Below are 26,808 nucleotides of genomic sequence, written 5' to 3' on the forward strand. Positions count from 1 at the left end.
TCGGCCGCGTCACACCACCGCCTCTCGGGCAAAGGATCGCGATGAGCTCTGTCCCTCCCGTAATTTCCGCCGCCGAACTCGCCGCCGCGCTCGACGCGGGATCGGATGTCGTCGTCCTCGAGATCCGCCGCGATCGTGCCACCATTCCCGGTCAGCTGGCCCTCGCGCTGCCGGAGCCACCCGCGGGTCACATTCCCGGCGCGCACGCGGTGGACTTCACCGAGCTGATCGGCCCACGTACCGAAACCTCGGGCCACGCGCCGCTGCCTGAGGAGGCGCAGGTGCGTGATCTCGTCGAGCGCTCGGGAATTCACGAGTCGAGCCTGGTCGCGGTGTACAGCTCCGACCTCGCCTCGAGCGCGACCCGCGCGTGGTGGGTACTGCGCTGGGCGGGACTGCCGGACGTGCGCTACCTCGACGGCGGTGTGCACGCCTGGCTCGCGGTGGGCGGGGAACTTTCTCAGGTGCGTCCGGCCGCGGGTGGCGGTACCGCACGGGTGCGGCTCGGCGCGTTGCCGACCCTGGACGCCGAGGCCGCCGCCGCACTCGCCCGCGCCGGTCACCTGCTCGATTCCCGGCCGCCCGTCGCGTACGCCGGCTCGGCGGACGACGCGACAAGCGGCCACATTCCCGGGGCGCACAGCCTGCCCGGTGACGAGAACCTCCGCGAGGGCTACCTCGGGGACGGCGACACACTTCGCTCGCGCTACGCGCCCTACCTCACCGGCGCACCCGTCGGCGCCTACTGCGGTGGCGGCGTCGCCGCGACCCTGGACGTGCTCGCTCTGAGCAAGCTCGGTGTGACCGCCGCGCTCTACCCAGGCTCATGGTCGCAGTGGATCACCGACCCCACCCGGCCGATCGCCACAGGCACCGCTCGCGGCTGACCGGCAGGCACACGAAGGCGCTAGCGCGAAGCACCGCCCACCAGGGCGTCTCCGACGAGACCTGGGTCCAGGTGCGCGAGCAGTACGACGACGACCAGGTCGATGATGTGCCCACGGGTTGCCGGGGCGAGCCGGTGTCATCGGGATTCGTAGATGCGTTTGTGGCCGGAGATCGCGGCCAACCGGAACGGGCGGGCGGTCTCCTCGGGAATGGCGTGGTACCTGCCGTCGGTGGGGGTTCGGGCTTCGTGGAGTTCGCGGTAGCGGTCGTAGCCGAGGGGTTCGCGAGTGGTGACGGCGTTCCGGTTCGCCTCGGTTCTGAGGTGCTCGTGGTAGCCGGATGCCAAAGTACCGCCGAAGAATTCGGCGACGCTGCCCGATCCGTAGCTGATGAAGGCGACGGGTCGGTCGGTGAGGTCGTCGGCGTGGTCGAGCAAGGAGACCAGACCGAGGTAGAGCGAGGCGGTGTAGCTGTTACCGACGGTGCGGTTGTAGCTGGTGGTATGGCGAATCGCGGCGTCGATCGCGGCCGAGTCCGCGGTGTGGCCCTGGCTTTCGAGAAGGTGGCGATGTGCTTTGGCAGCCATCCTGGTGAACGGTTGGTGGTAGCAGAACGCGGCGAACTCGCCCAGGTCGCGGCCGCCTTGCCGCCGGTAGTCGGTCCAGGCTTCCTGGGTGGCCTTCTGGTACGCGTTGACCGATGTCTTGCCGTCGACCAGCGCGGCGGTGCGATAGTTGGGGCGCCAGAAGTCCATGATGTCGGCGCTGTAGAGCCCGGAGTGGGGTTCCAGCCGCAGGATCGCCGGATTCGCGCTGACCAGCATCGCGACCGCGGCGGCGCCCTGCGTCGGTTCGCCGGGGGTGTCGAGTTCGTACTTGGCGATGTCGGTGGCGATGACCAGTACGCGCTGGGACGGGTCGCGGGCGATCAGTCCGGCGGCGAACTGAAGTCCGGCCGTGCCGCCGTAGCAGGCTTGTTTCAGTTCGACGACGCGGGCGGTATTGGGCAGTCCGATCAGGGGGTGGAGGTAGAGGCCCGCTGATTTCGACTGGTCGACACCACTTTCGGTGGCCAGCAGCACCGTGCGGATGTGGTCGACGCCGTGGCGGTCGATGATGGGCTTGGCGGCGGCCGCGGCGATGGTGACGATGTCCTCGTCGGCGGCGGCGACGCTCATCTTCTCCTGGCCGATGCCGAGGTAGAACTTGTTGGGATCCACGCCGAGGCGCTCTGCGAGCAGGGCGTGATCCAGCGCGTAATGAGTGGTGGCGAAGGACAGGTCGTGGATTCCGACCGGCTGGGTGGTCATGGCAGTACTCCGTTGCTCGTGGTCGACCGTTCGAATCGGGTGTGGGAGCGCATCAATTCACCGCGGTTGGTCTGCGCCGCCATCAGGGACAGTTCGCCGCACAACACGGTGGCCGCCGCGATCACGGCGAGACGGCGGGCGTTGTCGCCGTCCTGCCGCTGCGAACGGCAGCCGAGGCGGGTGAGATTCTCGTCGACGAAACTCTGGTGCTTGCCGTTCCCGACGGTCCCGACGATGAGGTTGGGCAGCGTGCACGAGAAGTAGAGATCCCCGGCGCGGTCCTCGGCGTGCGTGACGCCTTGGGATCCCTCGACGATGTTCGCGGAGTCCTGCCCGGTGGCCAGGTAGAAGGCCAACAGCATGTTGGCGTAATGCGCGTTGGCGGATCGGATTCCACCGGCGAGCAGCGTGCCGATGAGATTCTTGCGGATGTTCAGCTCGACCACCTGTCGAGCGGTGGTGTGCAGTCTCCTTTCCACCACGTCGCGGGGTATGAGTATTTCGGTGACGACATTCTTGCCGCGGCCGAGGATCCCGTTGACCGCGGTGGCTTTCTTGTCCGTGCAATAGTTTCCGGACACCGAGACGTAGCGCAGCCCGGGAATCGTCGCCACGATGTGGTTCATCAGATGATCGGAGGCGAGCGTGGCCATGTTGTGGCCTGCGGCGTCACCGGTGGTGAACGCGAATCGCAGGAACAGCAGATTCCCGGTGATCTGATGGTGCAGGTCGATGAGGCGGGCGTACCGGCTGCTGCCCGCGGCCACCTCCTGCAGTTCGCCGAATCGGCTCACGAGCCGCTGCACGGCGGTGTGGGCGGTGTTCGCGTCGTCGGCTTCGAGCAGGATCGAACGGGTCATGCGGTCGTCGACCAAGGTTGCCACCACACCGTTGTCGGTCAGCGTGGATATCCGCGCGCCGCGCCCGACCGAGGGCCACAGCGGAGATTCGTAGGTGGCCAAGGGAACCTCGACGGCGTCGTCGACGGTATTGCCGGTGATGCGCACGGGTCCCACCCACCGCAGCGGGACAGCCGCATACGACATGTCGTTCACGGGTGGCTCCTTCTCTCCGATTCGTTCCACCACAGGCTCCGGTGGGCGTACGAGGCCGCGTCGATGCCGCGAAGGCGGCAGAACGTCGCCACGTCGCCGGTGATCAGCAGATCGCAGCCGACCAGGTCGGCGGGCGTGGCGGCGCCGAGCACGGTCGCGATCCGGCGCAGTTGGACGAGCCACGCACGGATCATCTCGATCAACGCGGCGGCGCCGCGGCCGACGAGCGTCTCGAGGAAGCGTCCCGCGACACCGGTCGCGCAGGCGCCCAGCGCCAGCGCCCTGGCGATATCGAGGGGCGAGCGGATACCGCCCGAGGCGAACAGATCGATCCCGGTGACGCCCGCGCAGTCCAGCAGGCAGCTCGGCGTCGACTGGCCCCAGCTCTCGATGAAGGAGAAATCCGCGGCCGCGCGCCGATCGTTCTCGATACGCGCGAAATTGGTGCCGCCACGGCCGCCGACATCGGCCACGGCGACTCCCGCGTCGCGCAACCAGGCGACGGTGGGCCTGCTGAGTCCGAACCCGACTTCTTTGACGATCACCGGCACGGGCGCATGGGCCGTGATGTGCTCGATCTGGCGTGGCCAGGACCCGAAGGATCGGTCGCCCTCGGGCATCACGATCTCCTGGACCGAGTTGAGGTGGATCTGCACGGCGTCGGCCTCCAGCAGGTCGATGGCCCGGTGCACTTGGTCCAGGGTGGCCGTCGCGTTGACGTTGGCCATGACGAACCCGCGCGGGTTCTCCTGCCGCAGCACCCGGTAGCTGTCGGCGACCGAGCAGTCGCGGAAGTAGGCGCTCATCGACCCGGATGCGATGGGGATGCCGGTCTCGCGGGCGGCGATCGCCAGCTGGCGATTGATCTCACCGGTGTGCGGGCTTCCTCCGGTCATCGCGTTGACGAACAACGGTGTGTCCCATCGCTTCCCGGCGACGTCGACGGCCAGCGACACGTCTGCGCTGTCGATGCCGGCGAGGGCGTGGTGCACGAAGGTGACCGAGTCGAAGTCGTTGGACCCGGTGCCGTCGCGGTGCTGGTCGACGGCATGCCGGACGTGGTCGTCCTTGCGGTTGCCGGTCATCCGCGGTCCTCCTCGTGCGGGTGGGTGCGCAGCGACAGTGGGTGGATTCCCGCGGCGATCCAGCGCGCGGTGAGTTCGGTGATGGCCGCGCTGCGGGTGCGGTCGATCAGCGCGATGCCGCAATCGCCGCCACCGGCTCCCGACGGCTTGGCTGCGGCGCCTACCGCTTCGCCCGCCTCGCACAGCGCGTGCAGCCGCGGTGTCATGATGCCCACCCGCGCCTTCGCGTCGAGTTCCAGCAGAATTGTTCTGGCGTTGTGTATTTCGCGTTGGATTCCGGCGGAATCGTCGGCTTCCAGTGCCGTGCCGAGCCGTTGGACGCACTGCTCGCTGTTGGCCAGGAAGGCGCCGTGGCCGGGCAATTCCCGGCGGTGGCCGTGGCGGAGTCCCGCGACCAGCGCCGGTGTCGACGCGGGTTCCCCGGTCCACCCGACCTTCATCGCGAGTTGCGTCGGCGGGGGCAGACGATGCACCGACAACCCGGGCCACGGCGCGCGCAGTGTCGCGTCGACCCCTTTGTCTGCGATCGATTCGGATGCGCGCTGCCGGTCGGGGGAACCGTAGGCGATCCAGCCGCCCCAGGTGCTCGCCGCCACATCGCCACCGGAGGCGGCCGGGTTGACCGACAGGGTGGCCACCATCGCCAACCGGTACCGGTCCATCGTGCTCAGGCCGAGCCGGTTGAAAACGCCGAGAGCTGCGACGGTCGCGGCCGTGACCGCTGCGCTGGCGCCGAGACCGAGCTTCCTGCCGTCGGAGTCGGCGAAATCGCCGGTGACCCGCAAACGATAGGGACGCGCCCGGACACCTCGCTCGATTAGCAACCGATCGATGACCGCGGCCGCCGCGAAGACGTATGCGAACTCCGTCGGCACACGGGCATCGGCGGTTCGCGGGATCAATCGGGCGCCGTCGCGCCGGCACGACAGCTTCCCGGCGCCGTCCAGGTCCGTCCGCAGTGTGGTGTCCTCGTCTGCGGATGCCTCGACCACGGTGGCGGTCGCGTAGCGGTCGACCGCCGTGAGTATCGCGCGATGGCCCGGCTCCACGACGGCGTACTCTCCGGCGACGAACAGCTTGCCCGGGGCTCGGTAGCTGATCATCGGTCGCCGCCCCGGACGACGGCGGCGCCGGGGCCGAGATGCGCCGTGTGGGTTTCGACGAAATCGCCGACGTCGCGCAGGGCCGCGTCCACCCGCTGCGCGTCGGCGCGGGCACAGAGCACCGTGACGTTCGGTCCGGCATCGATCGTGGCGTAGGCGGCGACACCGTCGTCACGCAGCGCCAGAACCCGGTCCAGAATCGCCACCGACCCGGGTGAGAGATACCGGATCGACGGTTTCGCCGCCAGCATGGTGGCGTGCATCCCCAAGGCGTTGCGCTCGGCGATCTCGCCGACCGCTGGAAGGTCCAGGCGCGCAATGGCTTTGCGCATCTCATCGAGGTCGGCGGCCGACGACTCGGCCCACGCCCGGTAGAGCGGCGAGGTGGCGCGGGTCCGGCGCATGGCGTCCCGGCTCGACACCGCCTTCGACGCGGTGTCGACCACGGCGACGACCAGAGCCGGGTCGAGCGCATCGCCGTCGATCGGTTCCGCGTAGGAGCTGAGGTCACCCGCCTCGCCGGAGCCGTCGCCGGCATGCCACACCGCGAACCCGCCGAAAATGGATCGGCAGGCCGACCCGGAGCCCCGCCGCGCCAGCCTCGACAGCGCGCGGACGTCCCCGCCCAACCCGTAGCATGCGGACGCCGCCGCGGCCAGTGCGGCGAATCCGCTCGCCGAGGAGGCCAGGCCCGCGCCGGTCGGTCCGGTATTGGTCGAGACGACCAGCGCGTGTTCGGCGCGCTGGGCGCGGGCGCGAACCAGGTCGAGGAACCGCTCGACCCTGGCGTGCGCCGGACCGGTGGCGCGGCAGCCGTTGAGCACGACCACGTCGGCCGGGCCATCGATCAACCGCACCGTCGTCGTGGTGGGATAGATGTCCAGCGTCATCGACAGACTCCCCGTGACGGGCAGGAAGAACGACTCGTCGCGCTTGCCCCAGTACTTCACCAGGGCGATGTTCGGATGGGCGACGGCGGCCGCTTCTTCGCCGATCTCGTTGCCACGGAAGAGGTTCGGATCGTGCCCGAGAAGGTCGATGCCGTCGACGGCGAGAACGGTCGCCGCATCGGGGGCGAAAGTCGTCGGTGTGTACCGAGTTCCGTTTTCGGGCGGGATCGCGGGGTCGGTCATGGCAGCACGCTCCGGGTCGGGACGGTCCAGGTCTGTACGGCTCCGGCCCCGCGTAGCGCCGCACTCACCGTCGAGGCGCCACGGCCCGCCTCGGTGAGGGCGAGGACGCAGCCACCGAGGCCGGCGCCGGTGAGTTTCGCCCCGAACGCCCCGGCCTCGAGCGCTGCCGTGACCAAGGTGTCGATCCGCGGACTGCCGACACCGAGTTCGTCGAGAAGGTCCTGAAAGTACAGAAGCGCCCTGCCCAGCGGCTCGGCGCGCCCGGCCGCCAGGGCCGCGTGAGCGGACTCGACGAGTTCCGTCGCGCGCTCCAGAAGCCGTCCAGCGGACCCGCGATCTCGGTCCAGCCGTCCGCGCACCTCGGCCACCGCCTGCTGTGTGGCACCGGGTATCCCGGTGTCCGCGATCACCAGGGCGGCGTCGAGGCCGACCTCCAGCGGGCGGGCCGTGCCGGCATGGAACCAGATCGGCCCGTCGGCCGAGGCGGCGCGGGCGTCCACACCGCTGGCTCGGCCGTGCGCGAACTGTTCGCCGCATTGCACCAATTCGTAGAGGGAGTCCGGGTCGACGGTCCTGCCATGAAGATCCGCGACCGCCCGCACCGCGGCGGCCGCATCGGCCGCACTGGACCCCAGACCACGCGCCTGCGGAATCTCGCGGTGCAAAACGACCTCGACGACCTCGCCGGGCAGATCCCACCGTCGCAACGCCTCCTCGACGGCGACGCGAGGGCCGGACACCGGAGTCGCCGCGGGAAGACCTTTCCCAGCGAGAAATCGAGAGCCATTGTCGGACAGCGCATAACGCCCCGACACGGCTGGCGGCGACACGGTAGAGCTACCTGCCTCGCCGGAATACGCGACAGCGCGCACCGGCAATGCGGGCAGGGGGAACGCGATCGCGGGCGTTCCGTGGACAACCGTGTGTTCGCCCAGCAGGATCGCCTTGCCGTGGGCGCGCCCGATGCCCACGCCGGGGGCGGCGGGTCTTCCGCCGCCGTGGACACGAGGACTGTTCACGTCGATTCATCTCCAAACTCGAGCAGGGCCGCCCACGCGTTCCCTCGGGGACGCGGCGACGGACGGTGATGGTGAGGTCCGGCGAGGACATCGGCGACGAGCAGTTGCGGGACGCGTCCCGACACGACGTTCGGCTCGGCCGCGGGCGTGCGAATTCGCCTTTAGCGCTGACGAATCGACGGGCGTGACACGCGCAGCCCGCGCAGGCGTGCCCGCACGGACGGGCGCAGCGGCGACGGGAAGAACGCGGGCACCTGGGTCGCGTAGGCGCGGTAGGCAGCACCGAAACGAGCGACGAGATCTCGCTCCTCGAGGACGGTGCCGAGCAGAATGTAGCCGGTCAAGCCGACCGCCCAGAGCAGGTGACCTGCCGTGAGCGTGCTCGCGCACCAGAAACTGAACAGCAGACCGGTCATCAGCGGATGGCGCACCAAGCGGTATGGCCCGTGCACTTGCAGCCGGTCGGCGGTCGGGTCGGGTACCTGGATCACGTAGTGGCGGTAGGCCTGGTCGAGGCCGAGCAGATAGAAGTGGTCCAGCAGCAAGGTGGCTGCGTAGACCAATGCGAAACCGAGCCAGAAACCGGCGTCGAGCACCGTCCCGACGATGCCGTCGGCCGACCAGATTTGGTGCGGCAGCGGCTGCCAGCCCAAGCACAGCACCCACACGGCCAGACTGGCCATGACGACGTAGACGGTGCGCTCGAGGGCTTGCGGCACCCAGCGGGTGACGAACGCCTTGAACGACGGCCGAGCCATGCCCGAGTGCTGCAGGCCGAACAGCGCCAGCAACAGCACGTCGATCACGACCGCCGGGCCGGTCGGCAGGTGCGGTCCGTCGTCGACCGTCTTGGGTAGCCACCAGCCTCCGGCGAACAGCAGGAACAGGGGCACGGTCACCCCGGTGAAGGCATATCCGGCGAACGCGAGCAGGAACGGGACGAGCCGGCGACGGTCGGTGAGCACGCCCCGAACCTGGCGCGGAGTGATCAGATCCATGCGAACCAGGGCAGGAGCCGCGAGCGGACGCCACCCTCCTCCATTCGCTTCTCCAACTCGACCTTCCACCGCTCGCCGTAGGGTGCGTCGAGGAAGCCGCCCGGCACGACCAGACGCCAGGCCGAGTTGAGGGTCATCCAGTAGGGCACGATGACGCCGGGGTCGACCTGCCGCATGAAGTCGAGTTTGTCGGGGATCTGGCTCCAGTGGACGCCGGGGTAGCGGTGGTGCACGCTGTGGTAGCCCTGGTTGAAGATGAAGAAGTTGAGCCAGTTGCCCGCCGTGTTCAACGATTTGCTCGGATCGTCCTCGAAACCGCGCGCCGGGGCGTGGGTCAGCCAGGCGAAGTAGCCGGAGTTCACCTGGGTCACCAGGAACGGGATCCAGTAGAAGAGCACGAATCGGGTGTCGTCGGCGAAGTACCAGGTGACTCCGATCAACACCAGGACCAGCGTGAGATCGAACAGGAACTGGTTGCGCCGCCGGCGCTGCTTGGTCGTCGCGTCGGCGGCGAAGATCTTCCGGACGGTGTGGTTCTTGACGATCGTGCCGTATCTGATCCAGTACCAGACGGCGCCCAGCCCGTGCTCGCGCCCTTCGGTGGAGGTGACGTCACCGGGCCCGTCGTTGTAGCGGTGGTGGTTGAGGATGTGCACCTCGCGCATCTCGGCTGCGGTGAGCGTGGCGGGCATGCAGCAGAACAGATCGACCACCCGGTTCAACCGCTTGGACACGAACAGCGGCCGGTGGGTGTGCATGTGCAGCACGCCGATCGTCAGCGAGAAGTTCAGCAGCGTCAGCGTGATGATCAGCGGCACGGCCAGGTACCAGTTCGTGGCGGCGGGCACGAGCAGTCCCACGGCCAGCAGCGCGACCCACGCCACGATATGGGCCAGCGGGCCGATGTTCGCCGGGTGCTCGAGCTTCAGCACCCGTCGGCTGAAGGGCGTCGGCCCGGACGACGCGTCGGGCGTTCGGGGGCTGGGACGAGGCGTGACGGTGCTCATAAGAGGCTCCTTGGATATGTCGAGTCGAAGGCGGCGAGCGGGGCTTTCGCGACGGTGCTGATGAGCGGCCTCCTCAGGGAGTGGTGTCGTGCGCGGCGAGCTGGAATCTCGTGGCGAGGTTTCGCATCGCCTCGGCATCGCCCGGGTGCACTCGTTCCAGGGCGCCGAAGGCCAGATGATCGGCGATCATCATGCGACGGATCTCGGAGCCGGGCAGTTCGCCGGTCAGCGGTTCCTCCGGCAGGGCGCGCACCAGGGTGAAGGCGGAGTCGACGATCAGCGGCCGCATCGCGGGCGGCATCGAGCGGTAGTCGACCGAGCCGAGCATCTCCGGTGCCGGGCCCGCCCCGGCAGCGAGGTCGGGTGACGCGTCGAGCACCCGATGGACCGCCTGGTCGACGGAATGCAGTACCCGTTGCTGCATCGTCGTCCAGTACGCCGGTGAACCGGCCGCCCGTGCGGCCGCCGCGAGCCGCAGCCGCCGCCGGTAGGGTGCGGGCGCCCCGACCGCGGTACACAGGAAAGCCGTTGTCGTGATGGCCATATAGGCCATCGCGGCCCGTGCACTGAGACCGGGCGTGCGCGGGCCCAGCCGGGCCAACAGGGTGAAGCTGCCCAGCGCCGGGCCCAGCAGCTGTAGCATCACCACTCGGGTCAGTTCTTCGCGGTCGGCGACGCCGTGCAGTGCCAGTTCGCCGTCGCGCAGGTCGTTGGCCAACTGCGCGGTGACGCCGACGCATCCGGCCAGCTCGCCCAGATCGCACTCGGCGCAAGCCTTTTCGGCGACAAGAGAGCAAGCGTAGAGAATCACCCGTCCCAGTACGCCCTCGCCGTAGGCGGACCGCGGCAGGGGCTCATCGAGGTTGCGGGCCATCACGCCCCCGACGTCGAGCAGCATTCGGCCGACACGTTCCCGGCCGTCGGGGGGCAGTGCCGACAGCAGCGCCCGGACGTCGTGAACCCGCTCGGCCAGCACCAGATCAACGGCTTCGCTGTCGCGGACGGCGACCGCGTCCAGCGGCGGGGGAGGCGTATCGGTGGCGCCGTTCAGGTAGGCCACGGCGGCCAGCACAGCGTCGCTCGCCGACGGGCGGTTCATGAGGTCCTCGTAGGCATCGAGCACCCGGCAGGCCAGCAGGGCGGCGGTAGCCTCGGCCCGCTGGTCGGCGGGCAGGAAGCCCACGGCGATGCCGAGGTTCCGAGCCGCCGGAATCAGTGCCAGCCGGGCCAACAGCTCCGGTGAGGGAGCCCTGCGCAGCGCAGCGATATCCGGTGCGCGCCGCAAGTGCCGCAGTCCGCGGGCCAAGACGCCGAGTCGCTGCCCGATCATCGCGAGACCACCCGCGTCGAGAGTTCGCGCAGGTGTTCACGCGCGGGGGAGGGCGGGAACACTTCTATCGCCCGGCATGCCGTCTCGGCGGCGTGGACGGCGACCGCGCAGGCGACCTCGGTGGCCCCGCTGGTCACCAGCTCGCTCTGCAGGGCGGCACTGGAAGTTTCCGTGGAAAGCCACATTTCATGAGCGCCGTGCCGCATGGCCAGCCATTCGATCACCGGCCAGGTCGGCACGCGGCGATCGAGGTCGCCGCAGGCGTCCTTGCCGAGTGCGGGGTCGCCCTCGACGTCGCGCACGTCGTCCATGATCTGGAAGGCGAAGGCGAGTTGGTCTGCGTACCGCATCAAGGCGCGCAGCCGTTCGTGATCGATGGCGCCCGCCGTGCCACCGTAGGAGCAGGCCAGCCGGAACAGCGTGCCGGTCTTCGCACCGGCCACGAGCTCGTAGTGCCTGCGCAGGGCGGAGTCCTCGACCGTGGGTGGGAGCGTCTCCACGAGCTGGCCGAACGAAAGGTCCGAAAGCCGGTCGAGGTAGGTGACGCCGGCAGCCGCACCGAGTGTCGCGAACGCCGCTGGGTTGTCGGCCACCACCCGTGCGAGCACCTGTAACGCGATGCCCGCCAGATGAAATCCGGCTCTGGCCGCCGTGCGTATGCCGAACTCGGCCGGCACGGAAGGGGCGTCGCGCCGCAACAGCGAACCGTCGCAGATGTCGTCGTGCACGAGCGACGACTCGTGGAACATCTCCCAGACGCAGGCCATGTCGACGGCGTCGCGCAACGGCACCGCGTCGGACGACGGGAGCAGTTGGGCGCACGCCAGCGCCAGCCCCGCCCGGACCCGCTTGCCCGGTGCGGCGAGAATGTGTCGGTAAATGGAGTCGAAAGGTCCACCGCTGACGAGGATTTCGCGCATTCGATCGTTGACCAGAGGTAGTTGATCGGTGATGCGGGCGAGCGGCTGAGTGATCCGATCGGAGTCGGTACCGACAGAGGTGAGGATCTCGTCGGCCGATTCCCGCAGGGAGCTGGAGGCGGTTGGCGGCGGGACGTCCGCGACTGTTGTTGTGGCGCCGAAGAATTCGGCTCCGACCGATGGTCGGTCGGCGGGGTGTTCCAGAGGCACGGTCACGTGCGCGGTTGGGTGGAGTGCTGGCGGTAGGGCGGAATAGTCCATGGCGGTGAGCCCCCTTGGCATGATCACGATGGGTAGGAAGGATCGAGCGGGCAGCGCACAGCCGTGTATCCGAAAAAGATTGTGTCGCAGTACATTTCGATCGATCCGAGCCGGGCAACTACATCGTCGCCCCAGATGGCCCCGAACTCCTGCGGTCGTCGAACCCCGCTTCCCAAGGCTAGCGCCCGACCTGGTTGATCAACCAGGCTCCTTGGAGGAATCCCGAAGATCATGCCGGGGGGCTGTTCGATGTCACACCGCCGTGTCACCCACGCGCCGCGAAACAGACTCGGCCACAGGGAATGTGGTCTCGATCGGTAGCGGGACGGTCAGGTTCGGGCCTGCGCCTGCCGCGGCCGACATAGGACTGCCCGGTGAGACGGCCCGGCAAGGTGTCGGTCCCTCGTGTCAAACTGGCGACGTTGTTGCCTGGCCGGAGGAGAATGCATGGGCACCACCGACGACCGACCCACGGTGAGATTGGTCGCGCATTGCCGTCGTTGTCACGGTTGGCTGCTGTCGCCGCACTCGGTCGCGCAAGGAATCGGACCCACGTGCGCGATCCGGGAGCGCGCGGAACTGCGCGCCGCGGCTGCGACGCAGCCGCACGAATTGACGTTGTTCGACGTCGCAGCGTGAGTGCGCCCGGCCGCGGAACCGCTGAGCGACGGCCTCCGGTCCAGCAGTCGTCACCGGTAACGCGTCATCGGATCGGTCCATCGTGCCAATGCTCGGTAGAGCCAGTATTGGGCGGCGCCCGAGGTGGTGGTTCCGGTGATCTCGGTGGTGAGCTCCCAATAGCGGTGGATTGCCGGGTGCGTGTCGGTGGCGCCGTCGAGGAGTCGGTGCCGTAGGCGCGGCGTGTCGCGTTCGCGTCGTGCGGTGGCGTGGACGTCGATGAACTGGTCGAGTTCAGGGCCGGGGCGTGGTTCACAGCATGCGGCGACAAGCGCGTCGACGGTTTCGCATACTTCGGCGACCCCTGTCACCAGTGCGCGTTTGTCGTGGATTCCGGTCGGGTCCGTCCGCCACAGTTGGCGCGACATCGCGGCGGGCAGTGCGGGATCGGTGATGTGAGCGGTGAGTTCGGCGTAGGCGACGACTTGTCGCGGCGGCGGATCAGCCGGTAGGTCCGGGATGTTCATCGCGACGAATCCGTCGAATATCGCCGATGGCAGCGGCGTGAGCAGTCGCCGCCAGAATCTCACGAGACGGTCGTGCGCATGATGGCGATCTTGCACGGCGGCAAGCAATTCCAGCCGTGCGGCACGTTCGGCGGGCGGGGCGTCCTCGACGGCGAGTAGCGATGCTCGTCGCCAGGCCAGCGTGCGCAGTTCGGTGTCGAGCGCAGCGCGTTCGGCGGCGACCGCGTCGGCGATGGAGGTGTCACCGCTGAGGACGTCGGTGATCGCGTCCAGGCCGAGGCCGAGCGTTCGGAGTCGGCGCAGCAGCAGTACCCGGTCGACCGCGCTCACCGAATCGAACAATCGGTGCCCGCCGGTGCTGCGCTGGGCCTCCAAAATCCCCTCGTCGCAATAGAAGCGGAGCGTGCGCACGGGCACACCGGTCGATCGCGACAGCTCTCCGATACTCACCAGGCCGTCACGGTGTGTGTTCTCGGTCACGATCGCTGGAACCTCCACTCCAGTGGAGTTCCTACCGTACTGGAACACCCACTGAGAGAAGGAGCTCCGATGAGCGAGCACACCACGATGAGCACCGAGCAGATCTGGCGGGCCGTCGCTGCCGAGCGGGCCGGATTGGCCGAGCTGCTGGCGCCGCTGCCGGAAGCAGGCTGGGACCATCCCTCGCTGTGCGACGGCTGGCGCGTGCGTGATGTGGTCGCGCACGTGGTGCTGTCGGCTCGCGCCGATATCGGCTGGATCCTGGTCAACCTGATCCGAGCGAGAGGCAGCCTCGACCGGGCGATCCGCGACACCGCTGTTCGTCACGCGAACCATGTGACGACCGGGCAGTTGCTCGGCGAGTTGCGTGACAGCATCGATGCGCGGGTCACGGTGTTCGGCACTACACCGGCCGATCGGTTGATGGATCTGCTGGTGCACGGCCAGGACATCGCGCTTCCGCTCGGCATCGCACGGGAAATGCCGAAAGCCGCCGCAATCGTGGCGATCGACCGGATCTGGACGACGGGCGCCCCGTTCCACGCCCGAAAGAAGTTCGCCGGTTACCGCCTCGTGGCATCCGACGCCGAGTGGGCCGCAGGCGACGGACCGACCATCACGGGCCCGGTCGCCGCCCTCTTGCTGATCCTTACCGGACGCCGCGGAGCGTGGGACGAGATCACCGGAGACGGGGCGAGGCTGTTCGCCGATCGATCGGGTCGCTAGGCATCGGGCATGAGTTGCCGGGGGTGCGTCCAGCGGGCGAGGAGGACGGTGGCGTCGTCCTGGAGTGGCTGGTGCTGGTGCTCGAGGACGGCCTTGATGAGGCGCCGGGCCGTCTCCGGTGGCGGGTGGCCCGCTGCGGCTTCGCGGCGGAGGAAATCGATGAGACGGGTCTCGCCGAAGAATTCGCCGGTGTTGTCGCGTGCCTCCGGGACGCCGTCGGTGTACAGGAGCAGCCAGTCTTCGGGTTGCAGGAATTCCTCGCCGATGTGCAGTTCCCCGATGCCGAGGCCCAGCGGCAGGCTGTGACCGCCGTTGAGGGGCTTGACGATCTTGCCGCCGCGCATGAGGAGTGGCTCCGGGTGACCTGCGTTGATGTAGCGAAGTCGGCCGGTGGGCAGGTCGAGTTCCGCGAGCACGGCGGTGGCGAACAACGCGTGACCGAATTGATGGCCGATGGTCTCGTCGATGGTGCGTGCCTGTTCGTAGAGGCCGTGGCCCGCGTGCCGGGCGCTGCGGTAGGCGGCCACCGCGGCGGCGGCGATCAAACCGCTGCGCAAGTCGTGGCCGACGGCATCCAGGACGATCAGATTCGCGGTGGTTTCGGACAGGGCGTAGTCGAAGGCGTCGCCGCTGACGCTGTGCCGCGGCTCGATGACGCCGGTGACGACGAAGCTGTCCACGCCGGCGGTCAGCGGCGGCAACAGCGACCAGATCAGCTCGGCGTTGACGGTCCTGCGGGTGCGCAGCCGGGTCCGTTCGAGTGCGTCGCCGTATTGGCTCATCGCGGTGACGAGATGGCCGAGCAGGTGCGACACCCATTGGCACTGCACTCGAAGACCGGGATCGTAGAGATCGTCGACGCCATCGACCCGAACGTCCAAGACGCCGAGACGTTCGACTCCGTCCATCAGCGGCACCCAGAGTCGGTACCGATCAGTGGTCTGTGAAGGCAGGATTTGCACCTGCCGGAACGCCCGTCCCGGCAGGGTGTTGTCGATCTCGAAAGCTCCTGCCGGTACCGCCTCCTCCTCGCCGACGGGGGAACCGGTCGGAAGGGGGCAGAGGTATCGCTGCTCGTAATCGGCCAGGTAGAGCGCGATGTGGACACCCAGTGCCCGGCCTGCGGTTTCGGCGATGGCGGGCAGACGGTCCGGCGGTGCGAGTTCGGCCCCTTCGAGCAGTCCTACCAGGGCGGACAAGGGAGCGTCGCGTGGCTCGCGGGCACGCAACGGGCGGCTGTAGGTGGCGCGCTTGGCCCAGGTCAGCTCATCGATGCGTTCGTTGACCGCGTGGGCGAGGATGTCGCGGTCCAGAGCTGGTGTCTCGCCTGTGCCGTGTACGTAGGCATCGACCTCGGGGTAGCCGGCTTCGCCACCCATACCGAAGTAGCGCATCCACAGTTCCTCCACGGACAGCTGTGCGCCCTTCATCGCCAACGCGAGACTGCGTTGCTGCTCGCGGCCACGGCTGTCGGCTCGGTCAGCGGCCGAGTTGTCGGTCATCGCGGTCACCGTCCGCACGGTCGGCATCGACTTCGAGGAGCACTGGACCACCTTTCAGCGCAGACGCCGCACGGTCGACTGGGCAAGGCGTTCGGCGACCCGGCGCACTGTGGTGCCCTGCTCGCCTGCGGTATGGGCCAACGTCAGGAACGCGGTCCGCTCGTCCACCCCGTCACGTGCCATGACGATGCCCTTCGCCAACGTGACCGCTTCGCGCCCGCGCAAATGCTCCGCGATCTGAGCGCTGACCCGCTCGGCGTCCTCGGCGGCGCGCATGTTGGACAACAGCATGGCCGCCTGAGCGGCGAACATCGTCAGCAAGTGTTCCTCACGCGCGCCATAGGTGTGCGGCTCTGGGGCGTAGACCTTGATCGCACCCAATGCCTGGGTACCCGCGACCAGCGGCACGCTCAACGACGACCGCAGTCCCAGCCGCATCGCCTGGCGCGACCAGGACGACCAGCGATCATCCACCGCGAGGTCATCGACCCGCAGCACCACCCGATTCGCCCACGCGGCCAAGCACGGCCCGGTCCCCAGTCGGTACTGCAAGCTGTCGGCTTCTTCGACCACGTCATCGGTGGCCGCTGCGGTAACGCGTTCGCCCGCGCTGTCCACCAGGGTGATACCGGCTCCGGCGGTCCGGGGAACCATCTCCATCGACAATGCCGTGATCAACTTCAATGCCGTGGTCACCGTCTCGACGGAAAGGAACAGACCCGACATACGCGCGAACGCCGCCGCGATCTGCTGCGTAACCGCAACCTCACTCAGGCTCTCTGTCGGCGGGAGATCCGCGGGCATCGCGTCATGCACCTCCTCGACCTCCGGCCGGCCCGGTCTTGCGGTGGTCCGTGCGCCGGCCCGTTCGGGCCATTCCGGCGTCCTCCCCTCGGCAATCACCGGACGCGGGGGGAGGGCTGATCGGTGCGCAGACAGCGCGTGCCATAAGGATAGCGGACCGCTGGTGGTCTCGAACCCGACCGGACCGAAGCCGTCGGCGCTGGTTTCACGCGGTTTCGAGGCGGCGGTCAGCCGGGTCGTCGCGCGCTGAGCATCGACGCGCTCGCATACCCGGGTGGAAGTTCCGGTCCCGCCGTACGGCGCTAGGGCAGATCGCGGCCGAAGCCGAAGTGGAGCTGGATGGTGGTGCCGTGCTGGGTGGTGTGGATGCGCACGAGATCGGTGAGATGGTTGACCAGCAGCAGCCCGCGGCCGCCCGGTCGATAGGTCTGTGCGGGCAGGCGGCCCGCGAGCGGATTCGTGATGTGGCCGCTGTCGCTGATCTGGCAGCGGAGCTCGTTCTCGTCGGTCCACATCGTCAGCGTGCCGTGCCCGCCGCCGTGGACGACGGAGTTGGTGGTGGTCTCCGCGATGACCAGTTCGACATCGATCAGACGGTGCTCGGGTATGCCCGCGTGGTGGGCGTGGTCTGTGGCGACGTGCCGGACGTGGGCCAGGGACGTCGCGTCGAAGACCACGGTGGCCGCGGTGGCGGGCGGAGCCGGGAGCGGTCGGTTGTAGGACTCGACGATGTGGTCGGGGTCGTAGCCGTCACTGGTTCGCTGACCGGCGGCATCGATCAGGACGGGGTGGGTGGCGTGCGCGTCGGCCAGGACATCAGGCGGTAGGCGTTCGGTGTCGTAGGGGCATAGGATGCTGACTTCGCGCCCGGTGAATGCCGCGTTGATCAGAGCTTCGTGCTGAACGCACGCTGGATACTCCAGCGCCGAGCGGCCGGCCCAGATGGGTTCACCGATGATTCGCACGCGTCCGGACCGGTGTTCGTCGGCGAAGGCGCGTAGTACCCCGGGGATGATGCGACCAGGGTTGCGGCCTTCGACGGTCATGTCCATCAGGTGCACCGAGGCTGCGTCGGAGCCCAGTTCGGCGCGCAAGAGGGCCAGGTTGGGACCGGGAACCGCCACCGCGACCGGTTCACCGTTCGCGAGCCCTTCGCGAATGAACCCGAGAGTGCCCGCGAGGTACTCCTCGGTGTCGCGGTAGAACAGCGCGGGGTGCACGAAGGGGTCGGTCGAAGCGGCCGACGCAGCGCCAAGGGAGCTCATGTGTGCACTACCTCGATCGTGTGTAGGAAGGGCCAGAACACTTCGAGGATCCGAAGCATCATCGGCGGGGGCCGATGCAACACGATTCGTCGTGCCTGCGGGGGATCGCTGGCAACCTCGACCAGAATCGACGTCCCGTTGACGTCGATGAACGTCAGCTCGGACAGGTCCAGGTGGACGTCGCGGTCCACGGCGACCAGCTCGGCGAGAACCGTGCGCCAAGCATCGCGGGTGGTGAAATCGACGGCGCCCGCGCACCGCAGGCCGGAAGGGCCGCTGCTGATCCTGGACGTCCGGAGGGTCGACACATCCGACACCCGCGGACGACGAGGTGGGGTCGACGGTGCGGAATCCACTGCTCACCGACCTTCCACTGATCACGACGAAACGACGTCAGGATATTACGCGTTCGCCTGACGCCGGCCGGACGCCGCCGGACAGCGCTCCCGCGGTAGCGCCCCGTGCGCCGTTCGGTCACGACGACGATGACCGAAAGCAGCCCACTCATGGGCGAGGTGCGATCATGCGGGTTCGGTGGCCGGTTCGCGTTCGCTCGGTGCGAGGTGTTCGTGCCGGGGCAGCAGCAGGGGAGTAGCCAGCAAAAGCGCCCCGGAGACGGCGATGGCGACACGTGGGCTGGTGGCCGCCGCGAGCAATCCCCACGAGGCGGTCAGGACCGCGGTGGTGGCTTTCGCGGTGATCGTCCAAGCCGACAGGGTGCGGGTGACACGGTCTGCGGGGGTCTGGTGGAGTCGGTAGGTGGCCATCAGCGGGTTGGATACGCCTATACAGACGATCAGTCCGAACTCGACCACTATGACGAGCAACAGGCCGGGGACACCGGGCCCGACGAATGCCAATCCGAGTGGCCAGCAGGCGCGCAATGTCGCGGCGGCGACCAGGACGCGATGGTGACCGAATCGGGTTGCCAGTGGGCGGGCCGCTCGGGCACCGATCAGACCTCCGACGCAGGGTGCGGCGAAGGCAAGTCCGTATTGCCAGGGCGCGAAACCCAGTTGCCCGATCAGCAATACGGCCAACGGCGGCTCGGCCGCCAGGAGCAGCCCGGAGAAGAGCACCGAGTTGGCCATCATCGCCCGAAGTCCCTGATGGCCGAGGATGTACCGCCACCCGTCCAGCACCTCGCCCACCCGGATCCGGGATGCGCGGTGGTGCGTGGAGCGGGGTTCGCTGTCACCGATCGCGCCGATACCCACTGCCGACAACAGGTAGCTCACCGCATCGGCCAACACCGTCACCACCGGGCCGAACAGTGCCATCGCAGCCCCACCCAGGGGTGGTCCGATCACCTGAGCGCTCCAGGTCGTTGCCTCGAATCGAGCGTTGGCGACCAGCAGGCCCTCCGGCGGGACAAACGTTTTCAGGTACGCCCCACTTGCGGACCTGAAGGTGATGTCCGCCGCGGCGGCAACGACCGACACGATGAGCAATTGGGCAAAACTCAACAGCCCCGACACGAACGCGGCCGGAATGCTGGCCAGCACGACGAACCGGGACAGATCCATCGCGATCATCACGGGGCGTTTGCGACGGAACTCCACCCACGGACCCAACGGCACCGCGACCAGCGCCCCCACTGCCAAACCCGAGGCCGCGAGGGCGGACACCTCCGTCGGTCCGGCGTGCAGCACGGTGATCGCGATCAACGGCAGTGCGCCGAAACAGAAACTCGAACCGTAGGCGCTGACCGCATAGGCTGCCCACAACCACCCGAACCGCCGTCCCAGCGACTCGCCGCCCGAGACACCCACCGATGCGTCACCTCACCTGAACAACCTCATGTTGACCAGCGGAATGAAACCAGGCCGCCTATCAGGGATTCCAACAACCGAGCCTCGGTAAGTCACAACTCGACGTTGTCGCGCGAGGTCCGGCCGCGTGGATCTCGACGCCCTGTACCCACCGTCGGTGATGTCACCGACACCGACAGACCGCCACTGAGCTCGAGATCGTCTGGTGAGCCGCCGCCGGCACGCTGGGCCCAGCGGCTGGAAAATCTTTGGTCAGGACGGTGACCCCTCAGGGAAACTGTGGGAGTGGCCGTACCGGAGAAGGCCGCGCGGGCGCCGAGCCGAGCCCGGGCGACCGGGCTGAGTCCGACCTCGGGCCGGCTCACCGCGCCCGTGGCACTCGGCGGCCTGCAGGCCCCGGTATGGCTGGCTCTGCTGGTACTGGCCGTGGTCGGCACCGTGCTGCCCTACCTGGCCGGGCTGCGGGCGCTGCGCGTTCTGCCCTCGACTCTGGCCGGCGTGCTGGCCCTGGTGGAACCGCTGGTCGCCGCCGTGCTGGCCTGGCTGCTGCTCGGCGAAGTGCTCACGCTGACGCAACAGGCCGGGGCGGTGATACTGCTCATCGGAGCGGTGCTGGCCCAACTGGCCCGGCCCGAAACCGCTTCTGGACGGCCTCCCGAGCCGAGACATGAGAAGCGAGTCGTCCCAGACTCGACCACCCCTACCGACAACTGCAACGCCGTCGGCAGATCCCCCGACCGAAGACGCTCGACGCCGTGAACAAAGCCGCGCGCAGCGCGGCCCGAGCGCACGCTGCCGCGTCGCCGACGGTGACGTTATGCGGTCGACAGCGCCGCCAGCAGCAGCGCCGAGGTAATGGCGAACGCCGACAGCGCAATGCCGAAGGCACGGGTCCTGCCTCCTGCCGGGAAGACGAAAGGCGACGCGAGAGCGGTAAGGAGTCCAGCAGGAATGGCCAGGACCGTACCGAAGATCAGCCCATAACCGTGCGGATCGTAGCCGGGATCGGTCGAGAAGCGCGAGCTGAGCGTCAAGAACCCGCACCACAACCACAACGAGCCGCTGCAGACGCCTATGGCACACGCGACCACTCGCAGCGCGACAGACCACCGGAAGCGGTCTCGGGCAGGAAGTGGATCTCGATCCGAATCGAGTACATGGTGTGGCTTGTCCACCCTCTCAGCGTGTCATGACGGTGGGCGAGGGAGCCACTTCGGCGGGCCTCGATATCGCCGAATTCGACGACGCCCGAGAAAGACCGGTGCAGAGCCGGTGATTCGGCATTCACGAGGACGAAACATCTTTCCACCAGCGGGAAGGCATTCGAACCAGGTGCCGATTCTGCCGGGAAAGATGACGTGTCGTCAGCACCCGGCCTCCGATCCGGCCTGGCAGCGCACCGTGAGAGGGAACCGAATTCGATGAGGATCAACCGACCATTCCGCCTCGGCATCGGGGCGATCGCCGTCACTCTCGTCGCAGCCGCCTGCGGTGGCGGCAGCGACGCCGCGACCATCGATGATCACTTGCGGGAGGGCAAGCTGACCATCGGCATCAAGTTCGACCAGCCCGGACTGGGCTTTCGCGATACGGACGGCTCGTACCAGGGTTACGACGTGGAGATCGCCGAGTACGTGGCAGGCAAGCTGGGCGTGCGGCCAGAGGGCATCACCTTCAAGGAGGCGCCGACGGCTCAGCGCGAGACGATGATCATGAACGGCGACGTGGACTTCATCGTCGCCACCTACTCGATCACAGACGAGCGGAAGAAGAAAGTCGACTTCGCCGGACCGTACTTCGTGGCAGGGCAGGCTCTGCTGGTGAAGAAGGAGACCACCGACATCACCGGTGTCGAGTCGCTGACCGGCAACAAGAAGCTCTGCTCGGTCGGAGGCTCCACCCCCGCGCAGTACGTCAAGGACAACTACGCCAAGGACGTTCAGCTGGTGGAAGTCGACACGTACTCGCGGTGCATCGAAGCTTTGCGCAGCGGTTCGGTCGACGCGGTGACCACCGACGACATCATCCTCGCCGGTTTCGCGGGGCAGGCATCAGGAGAACTGAAGCTGGTCGGCGACACGTTCACCACCGAGAAGTACGGCATCGGCCTGAAGAAGGGCGACCAGAAGACCCGCGCCAGGATCAACGATGCGATCGAGCAAATGATCGCCGACGGTTCTTGGACGAGAGCGTTCGAGGAAACGATAGGTCCGCTCCGGGACTCGACGCTGACACCGCCCGCCATCGACCGGTACTGAGCACGAATCCCAGCTCGAACATCCGATGCGCGGGCATCTGCGCTGCGTAGGATCATCGGATGCGACTATCCACCCGTAACCAACTCAACGGAACAGTCGTCTCGGTCACCCGCGGCGAAGCGATGGCCGTCGTTCGCGTCCGGCTGACCGGCGGCGACGAGATAACCTCCTCCATCACCCGCGCCGCCGCCGACGATCTCGAGCTCGCCGACGGATCGCGGGTCACGGTACTCATCAAGTCGACCGAAGTCGCCCTCGGCGTGGACTGAGGCTCGCCCGAGCAGGGCGCGATCTTCCGCCACCCGGGGCTTCGCCGGTCACCAGGTGGCCGCGCCGTCCGATTCCGGCTGCTCGGCTGCCGACGGCGGAGATCGTGTCCACCGCGACGGCGCCGGTGGCGATCGAGGTGAGCGCGGCGTCGACGGCTCCGACCGGTGCGCCGGTGAGCGCGGGCGCGTGCAGGGCGTCGATCTCGTCCGAGTGCCTGTTGCAGGGCGGTGGCGAGTCGTTGTTGCATCGCGGCATGGCGCAGGCGCGGAGTGCGGGCCTTCGCGGTCTCACCGCCTATATCGGCGGAGTGGGCATGCGCCCGTCCTTCGCGCGCCGATCATCGGCCCATCCCGCTCCACGCACCGGGCCGGCTGAGATCCGTCGCACCGACCGACGCTGAGAGTCGCTGCATTGCGAGCAATTCCGTGATGGCCGACGGTGGCCCGCCGTGGGCGCTACGGCCTCCGATGGTCGGTGGTCACGCAGATGTGTGGCGGACCGGTACATTTGTTTACCTAGTGGTGGTCCGAGCGCGGCATTCTGTTATTCCGAGAAGGTTGAGCTGTCCTGTGCTCGACATCGGATCGGACACCCCGTAGTCGGATAAGGTCCGGCGGATGACGCGAGAGCAGGACGGTAGGCGGCCCGTGGTGATGGAAAGTGCTGTGGTTCCGCGTGGCAGCGAGTACGCGGTGTTGTTGCGTCGGGTGCAGGGAGCAGGGCTGCTGGAACGGCGGCTGCGGTACTACGTGTGGAAGAGTGCGCTCACCGTCGTGGCGTTGGCGGCCGGGTGGACGATGTTCGTGGTGGTCGGCGACTCGTGGTGGCAGTTGGGCGTCGCCGCGTTCCTGGCGGTGGTGTTCGCCCAGATCGCCTTTCTGGGTCACGATGCCGGACATCGGCAGATCTTCGGCTCACGGCGCGCGAACTACCTGTTCGGCGTGCTCTTCGGCAATCTCGGCATCGGGGTGAGCATCGGCTGGTGGACCAGCAATCACAACCGGCACCACGCACATCCGAACACCGAGGGGGCGGACCCCGACGTCATGGGGGTGTTGGCGCACTCCGGCGATCGAGCCCGCGCCGGCCGGGGGCTGCGGCGGCTGATCTTCCGGAACCAGGCCTGGCTGTTCTTTCCGATGCTGTTGCTGGAGGGTTGGAGCCTGCACTTCGCAAGCGCGCGTGCGGTGACGCGGTGGGCGATACCGCACCGGGCCTGGGAGGCGTTGTTGCTCGCCGCTCACGCCACCGGGTACCTCTGCGCGGTGTTCCTGGTCCTGTCCCCAGCCAAAGCGGTGGCATTCATCGTCGTGCAGCAGGGTCTGTTCGGGTTGTACATGGGCTGCACCTTCGCGCCCAATCACAAAGGGATGGAAGTACTGACGGCCGCCGACTCCAGGGGCTTCCTGCGCCGTCAAGTGCTCACATCCCGCAACGTCCGCGGCAGCCGGCTCATCGATGCGGCCTTGGGTGGCCTGAACTACCAGATCGAGCATCACCTCTTCCCGTCCATGCCACGGCCCAACCTGCGCCGAGCCCAGCCGCTGGTCGCGGAGTACTGCGCCGAACTCGGACTGCCCTATTGCCAGACCGGCCTCCTCGGCTCCTACATCCAGGCGCTGCGCCACCTGCACAGCGTCGGTCGACTCGCACGCCCGCTTACCTAGCTCGGCAATAGCTCTGTCCTACAACGATTCCGAAAGCATGGGTTACTGTCCTGCGGGCCCGTGTACTGGCGATCCAGTTGCTCGGGCCGTCAAGTCGTACTCCGGAATCGAGGCAAGCGAATGAACCACAAGCTCTGGTTGCTCGGACGGTCTGTCACAGTCGGCGCGCACATCCTGGGCGAGAAGTTGACCCGGCCGAAAGCCCGGGATGTCGACGACGTCCCGGTGTCCGGCGAAACCCTGACACCGCAGTGGCTGACCGCCGTCCTGTGCCGGGATGTGCCCGAAGCCGAGGTGCTCTCGTTCGAAACCGCCAACGGCAGCCGCGGAACATCCACCCGCGTCGCGATACACGTGGAGTACAACGACGGGGGCAAGCAGGCCGGCTTGCCGACTGATCTCTTCGCGAAGACGACAACAGCCTTCTCCCAGCGGATTCTGCTCGGTGGCGGGAAAATGATCGACGGCGAAACCCGTTTCTTCAGGGACTTCCGCCCCCAGGTCGATATGGAGGCCCCGATCGGCTATTGGGGCGCCGCCCACGCGGGATCGTGGCGTTCGATCGCTCTGATGGAAGACATCGCCTCGACCCGCGGTGCGCGGTTCATCGAACCGAACGCTCCGGTCGCCCGCGACCAGATAGAAGATCTGGTGCGCAATCTCGCCCGGCTGCACCGCACCTTCTGGAACCACCCCTCGATCGCCGACCTCAAATCCACGACCGAAGCTCTCCAGGCATATCTCGCCGCCATCGACATGAAGAAGCGTTGCGAGGTCGGCTTGCGGCGGGCTCAGGAAGTGGTTCCGGAGGCCCTGCACGGCCAGGCGGATCGGCTGTGGGCCGGTGTCGAACGAGCGATCGACAAGGCGACGAACGAGCTGCCCCAGACCTTGCTGCACGGTGACCCGCACATCGGCCAGACATACGCAACCGGCTCGGGACGTATGGGATTCGTCGATTGGCAGGTGGTGATGCGGGGAGGCTGGGCACACGACTTCGCCTACACCGTCAACTCGGGATGCGAGCCCGAGGACCGCCGTGCCTGGAACCGCGAGTTGCTCGCCGCATATCTCGATGAACTCGGATCCCTCGACGGCCAGGCTCCGTCCTTCGATGAGGCATGGCTGGCGTATCGGCAACAGTCCATGTTCGCCTACGCGGCTTGGGCATTCACGATCGGCAGGGCGGCATATCAACCCAAGATGCAGCCGGTGGAGACCTGCCTGACGCTGCTGAAGCGGATCACCACGGCCATCGACGACCATGATTCGCTGGACGCTCTCGGCGTCTGATACGGAACCTCTTCCGCTGCCCATCGCTGCGTCGCGGCCGGGCGGGAGTTCGGCCGCGGAGGGACAGAAAACATTCTGGTCGGCACGTTTTCGTGCGCTCGCGATCCTGTTTTCTGTCCGCTATACCATCGACCGGTTCCGGCGTAGACCCGGCGACTCGCTCATTGCCTGCGCGGGGAGCCGGTACTTCAGCAATCGTGCAGTGCATACCAACAGTTGGGAGTTTGCTCCTTGAGCAGGCCGCAGTCTCAGGTTTCAACTCAGTCGTGCCCGGTCGGGCACGGCTCGCCGATCGATTCCGACGTCACACGGGCGCCCATGTATTCGCCCGAGTTCGCGGCGGATCCGCACCGTGCTTACCACGAAATGCGCCGACGGTACGGATCTTTGGCACCGGTGGAGTTGGCGCCCGGAGTGCCGGCCACCTTGGTGATCGGCTACAGCACCGCGGTGCGGATCCTCAACGACCCCGAGCACTTTCCCGCCGACCCGCGCGCCTGGCAGAAGAACATTCCAGCGGACTGCCCCATTCTCCCGCTCCTGGAGTGGCGGCCCATGGCCAGCCGCAGCAGCGGGCCCGACTTCACTCGCTACCGTGGGGCGATCACCGCAAGCATCGATGAGGTCGATCTGTATGCCCTCCACTCCGTCGTGGAGGGGCTTGCCGTTCCGCTGATCAACTCCTTCTGTCAGGACGGTGCCGCCGACCTGATCCGCCAGTACGTATTCCCTCTGGTATTCGAAGTCGTGAACTACCTGCTCGGCTGCCCGCCGGAGATCGGCGGGCAGGTCGCCGCCGGTACGGCCGCCCTGCTCGAGGGGGTCGACGCCGAAAAGGGCAACCAGATGCTCGGGGAGGCGCTGATGAAATTGGTGACCCTCAAACGCGCTGAACCACAACACGACATCACCTCGGTACTTCTCCAGCATCCCGCCCGGCTGGACGACGTGGAGGCGTCCCACCATGTGTCACAGGTCTACGGCACCGGGATCGAATTCCAACTGAACCTGATCGCCAACACCCTGCTGCTGATCCTCACCGACGAGCGCTTCGGCGACAGCTTCCTCGGCGGCAACCTGTCCTCCCGCGATGCCCTCGACGAGGTCTTGTTCAACGACCCGCCACTGGCGAACCTGCTGATCACCTACCCCCGCCATCCGATCCTCATCGATGACGTCTGGCTGCCCGCGCACCAGCCCGTCGTCATCAGCATGGCCGCCTGCAACAACGACCCCGCGATCCGCACCGGAGACTTGACCGGCAACCGCTCCCACCTGGCCTGGGGCCTCGGCCCGCACGCCTGCCCGGCGCGATCTCTGGCCTACCTGATCGCGCAGGACGCCATCGACCAGCTCCTCGACGCACTGCCGGAGATCGAACTGAACCTGCCGGACCAGACGCCGAACTGGCGTCCGGGGCCCTTCCACAGGGCACTGACCGAATTGCCGGTCACCTTCCCACCTACCGCTCCGCTGAACACCTGACGATCTCACCCACGCACTCAGCCGACGGGGATC

Annotated in this window: 27 protein-coding genes; 10 read left to right on the plus strand and 17 right to left on the minus strand. The window is 67.7% G+C overall.

Annotated features, from left to right (window positions below):
- The first annotated feature begins 41 nt into the window (after positions 1–41).
- Complete coding sequence (locus IU450_RS34225; protein ID WP_195153856.1) at positions 42–887, plus strand: sulfurtransferase; 846 nt, start codon at positions 42–44, stop codon at positions 885–887.
- A 137-nt stretch (positions 888–1,024) separates the two neighbouring features.
- On the opposite strand, the gene IU450_RS34230 is transcribed toward IU450_RS34225, so the two are convergent.
- The 10 genes from IU450_RS34230 to IU450_RS34275 form a co-directional block, all read right to left on the minus strand.
- On the minus strand, positions 1,025–2,197 hold the full coding sequence (locus IU450_RS34230; protein ID WP_195153857.1) for a hydroxymethylglutaryl-CoA synthase: 1,173 nt from the start codon (positions 2,195–2,197) through the stop codon (positions 1,025–1,027).
- Entirely contained in the window at positions 2,194–3,243 is a 1,050-nt protein-coding gene (locus tag IU450_RS34235; protein WP_195153921.1) for a hydroxymethylglutaryl-CoA reductase, read from the minus strand. The genes IU450_RS34230 and IU450_RS34235 overlap by 4 nt, the downstream gene beginning before the upstream one ends.
- A gap of 5 nt (positions 3,244–3,248) precedes the next feature.
- Entirely contained in the window at positions 3,249–4,337 is a 1,089-nt protein-coding gene (fni, locus tag IU450_RS34240; RefSeq protein WP_195153858.1) for a type 2 isopentenyl-diphosphate Delta-isomerase, read from the minus strand.
- Complete coding sequence (locus IU450_RS34245) at positions 4,334–5,440, minus strand: phosphomevalonate kinase (RefSeq protein WP_195153859.1); 1,107 nt, start codon at positions 5,438–5,440, stop codon at positions 4,334–4,336. The genes fni and IU450_RS34245 overlap by 4 nt, the downstream gene beginning before the upstream one ends.
- The gene (gene mvaD, locus IU450_RS34250) at positions 5,437–6,573 is read right to left on the minus strand and encodes a diphosphomevalonate decarboxylase (protein WP_195153860.1); all 1,137 of its coding nucleotides are present in this window, start codon (positions 6,571–6,573) and stop codon (positions 5,437–5,439) included. The genes IU450_RS34245 and mvaD overlap by 4 nt, the downstream gene beginning before the upstream one ends.
- A complete protein-coding gene (gene mvk, locus IU450_RS34255) occupies positions 6,570–7,592 on the minus strand; it encodes a mevalonate kinase (RefSeq protein WP_195153861.1) in 1,023 nt (340 codons plus the stop codon). Before mvk ends, mvaD begins: the two co-directional genes overlap by 4 nt.
- 161 nt (positions 7,593–7,753) lie before the next feature.
- Positions 7,754–8,590, minus strand: a complete 837-nt coding sequence (locus tag IU450_RS34260) for a methyltransferase family protein (RefSeq protein ID WP_195153862.1) — start codon at positions 8,588–8,590, stop codon at positions 7,754–7,756.
- The gene (locus IU450_RS34265) at positions 8,581–9,597 is read right to left on the minus strand and encodes a fatty acid desaturase (RefSeq protein ID WP_195153863.1); all 1,017 of its coding nucleotides are present in this window, start codon (positions 9,595–9,597) and stop codon (positions 8,581–8,583) included. The genes IU450_RS34260 and IU450_RS34265 overlap by 10 nt, the downstream gene beginning before the upstream one ends.
- Before the next feature lie 73 nt (positions 9,598–9,670).
- Positions 9,671–10,927, minus strand: a complete 1,257-nt coding sequence (locus tag IU450_RS34270) for a hypothetical protein (RefSeq protein WP_195153864.1) — start codon at positions 10,925–10,927, stop codon at positions 9,671–9,673.
- Entirely contained in the window at positions 10,924–12,063 is a 1,140-nt protein-coding gene (locus tag IU450_RS34275) for a polyprenyl synthetase family protein (protein ID WP_324197926.1), read from the minus strand. The genes IU450_RS34270 and IU450_RS34275 overlap by 4 nt, the downstream gene beginning before the upstream one ends.
- A gap of 492 nt (positions 12,064–12,555) precedes the next feature.
- Between IU450_RS34275 and IU450_RS34280 the strand changes: the two genes are divergently transcribed.
- Complete coding sequence (locus IU450_RS34280) at positions 12,556–12,747, plus strand: DUF6011 domain-containing protein (protein ID WP_195153866.1); 192 nt, start codon at positions 12,556–12,558, stop codon at positions 12,745–12,747.
- A 50-nt stretch (positions 12,748–12,797) separates the two neighbouring features.
- Here the strand turns inward: IU450_RS34280 and IU450_RS34285 are convergent, their stop codons facing one another.
- On the minus strand, positions 12,798–13,733 hold the full coding sequence (locus IU450_RS34285; protein WP_324197927.1) for a MerR family transcriptional regulator: 936 nt from the start codon (positions 13,731–13,733) through the stop codon (positions 12,798–12,800).
- A gap of 69 nt (positions 13,734–13,802) precedes the next feature.
- On the opposite strand from IU450_RS34285, the gene IU450_RS34290 reads away from it, so the two are divergent.
- Complete coding sequence (locus IU450_RS34290) at positions 13,803–14,459, plus strand: maleylpyruvate isomerase family mycothiol-dependent enzyme (RefSeq protein ID WP_228835520.1); 657 nt, start codon at positions 13,803–13,805, stop codon at positions 14,457–14,459.
- Here the strand turns inward: IU450_RS34290 and IU450_RS34295 are convergent.
- From IU450_RS34295 to IU450_RS34315, 5 genes are all read right to left on the minus strand, one after another.
- A complete protein-coding gene (locus IU450_RS34295; protein WP_195153868.1) occupies positions 14,456–15,961 on the minus strand; it encodes a PP2C family protein-serine/threonine phosphatase in 1,506 nt (501 codons plus the stop codon). The genes IU450_RS34290 and IU450_RS34295 overlap by 4 nt on opposite strands.
- A gap of 54 nt (positions 15,962–16,015) precedes the next feature.
- Positions 16,016–16,765, minus strand: a complete 750-nt coding sequence (locus tag IU450_RS34300; protein ID WP_195153869.1) for a GAF and ANTAR domain-containing protein — start codon at positions 16,763–16,765, stop codon at positions 16,016–16,018.
- A gap of 302 nt (positions 16,766–17,067) precedes the next feature.
- Positions 17,068–18,030: a sensor histidine kinase gene (locus tag IU450_RS34305; RefSeq protein WP_195153870.1), complete on the minus strand. Its 963-nt coding sequence runs from the start codon at positions 18,028–18,030 to the stop codon at positions 17,068–17,070.
- Positions 18,027–18,338: an STAS domain-containing protein gene (locus IU450_RS34310; RefSeq protein WP_195153871.1), complete on the minus strand. Its 312-nt coding sequence runs from the start codon at positions 18,336–18,338 to the stop codon at positions 18,027–18,029. Before IU450_RS34310 ends, IU450_RS34305 begins: the two co-directional genes overlap by 4 nt.
- A 213-nt stretch (positions 18,339–18,551) precedes the next feature.
- Entirely contained in the window at positions 18,552–19,802 is a 1,251-nt protein-coding gene (locus IU450_RS34315; protein WP_195153872.1) for an MFS transporter, read from the minus strand.
- A gap of 285 nt (positions 19,803–20,087) precedes the next feature.
- On the opposite strand from IU450_RS34315, the gene IU450_RS40310 reads away from it, so the two are divergent.
- A complete protein-coding gene (locus IU450_RS40310; protein WP_324197928.1) occupies positions 20,088–20,561 on the plus strand; it encodes a DMT family transporter in 474 nt (157 codons plus the stop codon).
- A 56-nt stretch (positions 20,562–20,617) separates the two neighbouring features.
- Here the strand turns inward: IU450_RS40310 and IU450_RS34325 are convergent, their stop codons facing one another.
- Positions 20,618–20,836 carry a hypothetical protein gene (locus IU450_RS34325; RefSeq protein ID WP_195153874.1) on the minus strand — a complete coding sequence of 73 codons (219 nt, stop codon included), beginning with the start codon at positions 20,834–20,836 and terminating at the stop codon, positions 20,618–20,620.
- Positions 20,837–21,223: 387 nt separating this feature from the next.
- Between IU450_RS34325 and IU450_RS34330 the strand changes: the two genes are divergently transcribed.
- The 6 genes from IU450_RS34330 (at position 21,224) to IU450_RS34355 (ending at position 26,775) form a co-directional block, all read left to right on the plus strand.
- Positions 21,224–22,060, plus strand: coding sequence for a glutamate ABC transporter substrate-binding protein (locus IU450_RS34330; RefSeq protein ID WP_195153875.1), 837 nt, complete (start codon positions 21,224–21,226; stop codon positions 22,058–22,060).
- Positions 22,061–22,119: 59 nt separating this feature from the next.
- Positions 22,120–22,329, plus strand: coding sequence for a TOBE domain-containing protein (locus IU450_RS34335; RefSeq protein ID WP_195153876.1), 210 nt, complete (start codon positions 22,120–22,122; stop codon positions 22,327–22,329).
- Between the two features lie 104 nt (positions 22,330–22,433).
- Positions 22,434–22,730: a hypothetical protein gene (locus tag IU450_RS34340; RefSeq protein ID WP_195153877.1), complete on the plus strand. Its 297-nt coding sequence runs from the start codon at positions 22,434–22,436 to the stop codon at positions 22,728–22,730.
- Between the two features lie 217 nt (positions 22,731–22,947).
- Positions 22,948–23,997, plus strand: coding sequence for a fatty acid desaturase family protein (locus tag IU450_RS34345; protein ID WP_195153878.1), 1,050 nt, complete (start codon positions 22,948–22,950; stop codon positions 23,995–23,997).
- Between the two features lie 120 nt (positions 23,998–24,117).
- Complete coding sequence (locus tag IU450_RS34350) at positions 24,118–25,290, plus strand: aminoglycoside phosphotransferase family protein (protein WP_195153879.1); 1,173 nt, start codon at positions 24,118–24,120, stop codon at positions 25,288–25,290.
- A 231-nt stretch (positions 25,291–25,521) separates the two neighbouring features.
- Positions 25,522–26,775, plus strand: coding sequence for a cytochrome P450 (locus tag IU450_RS34355; RefSeq protein ID WP_195153880.1), 1,254 nt, complete (start codon positions 25,522–25,524; stop codon positions 26,773–26,775).
- The last annotated feature ends 33 nt before the right edge of the window (positions 26,776–26,808 follow it).

The sequence above is a fragment of the Nocardia abscessus genome (assembly GCF_015477775.1).
Classification (GTDB): Bacteria; Actinomycetota; Actinomycetes; order Mycobacteriales; family Mycobacteriaceae; genus Nocardia; species Nocardia abscessus_A.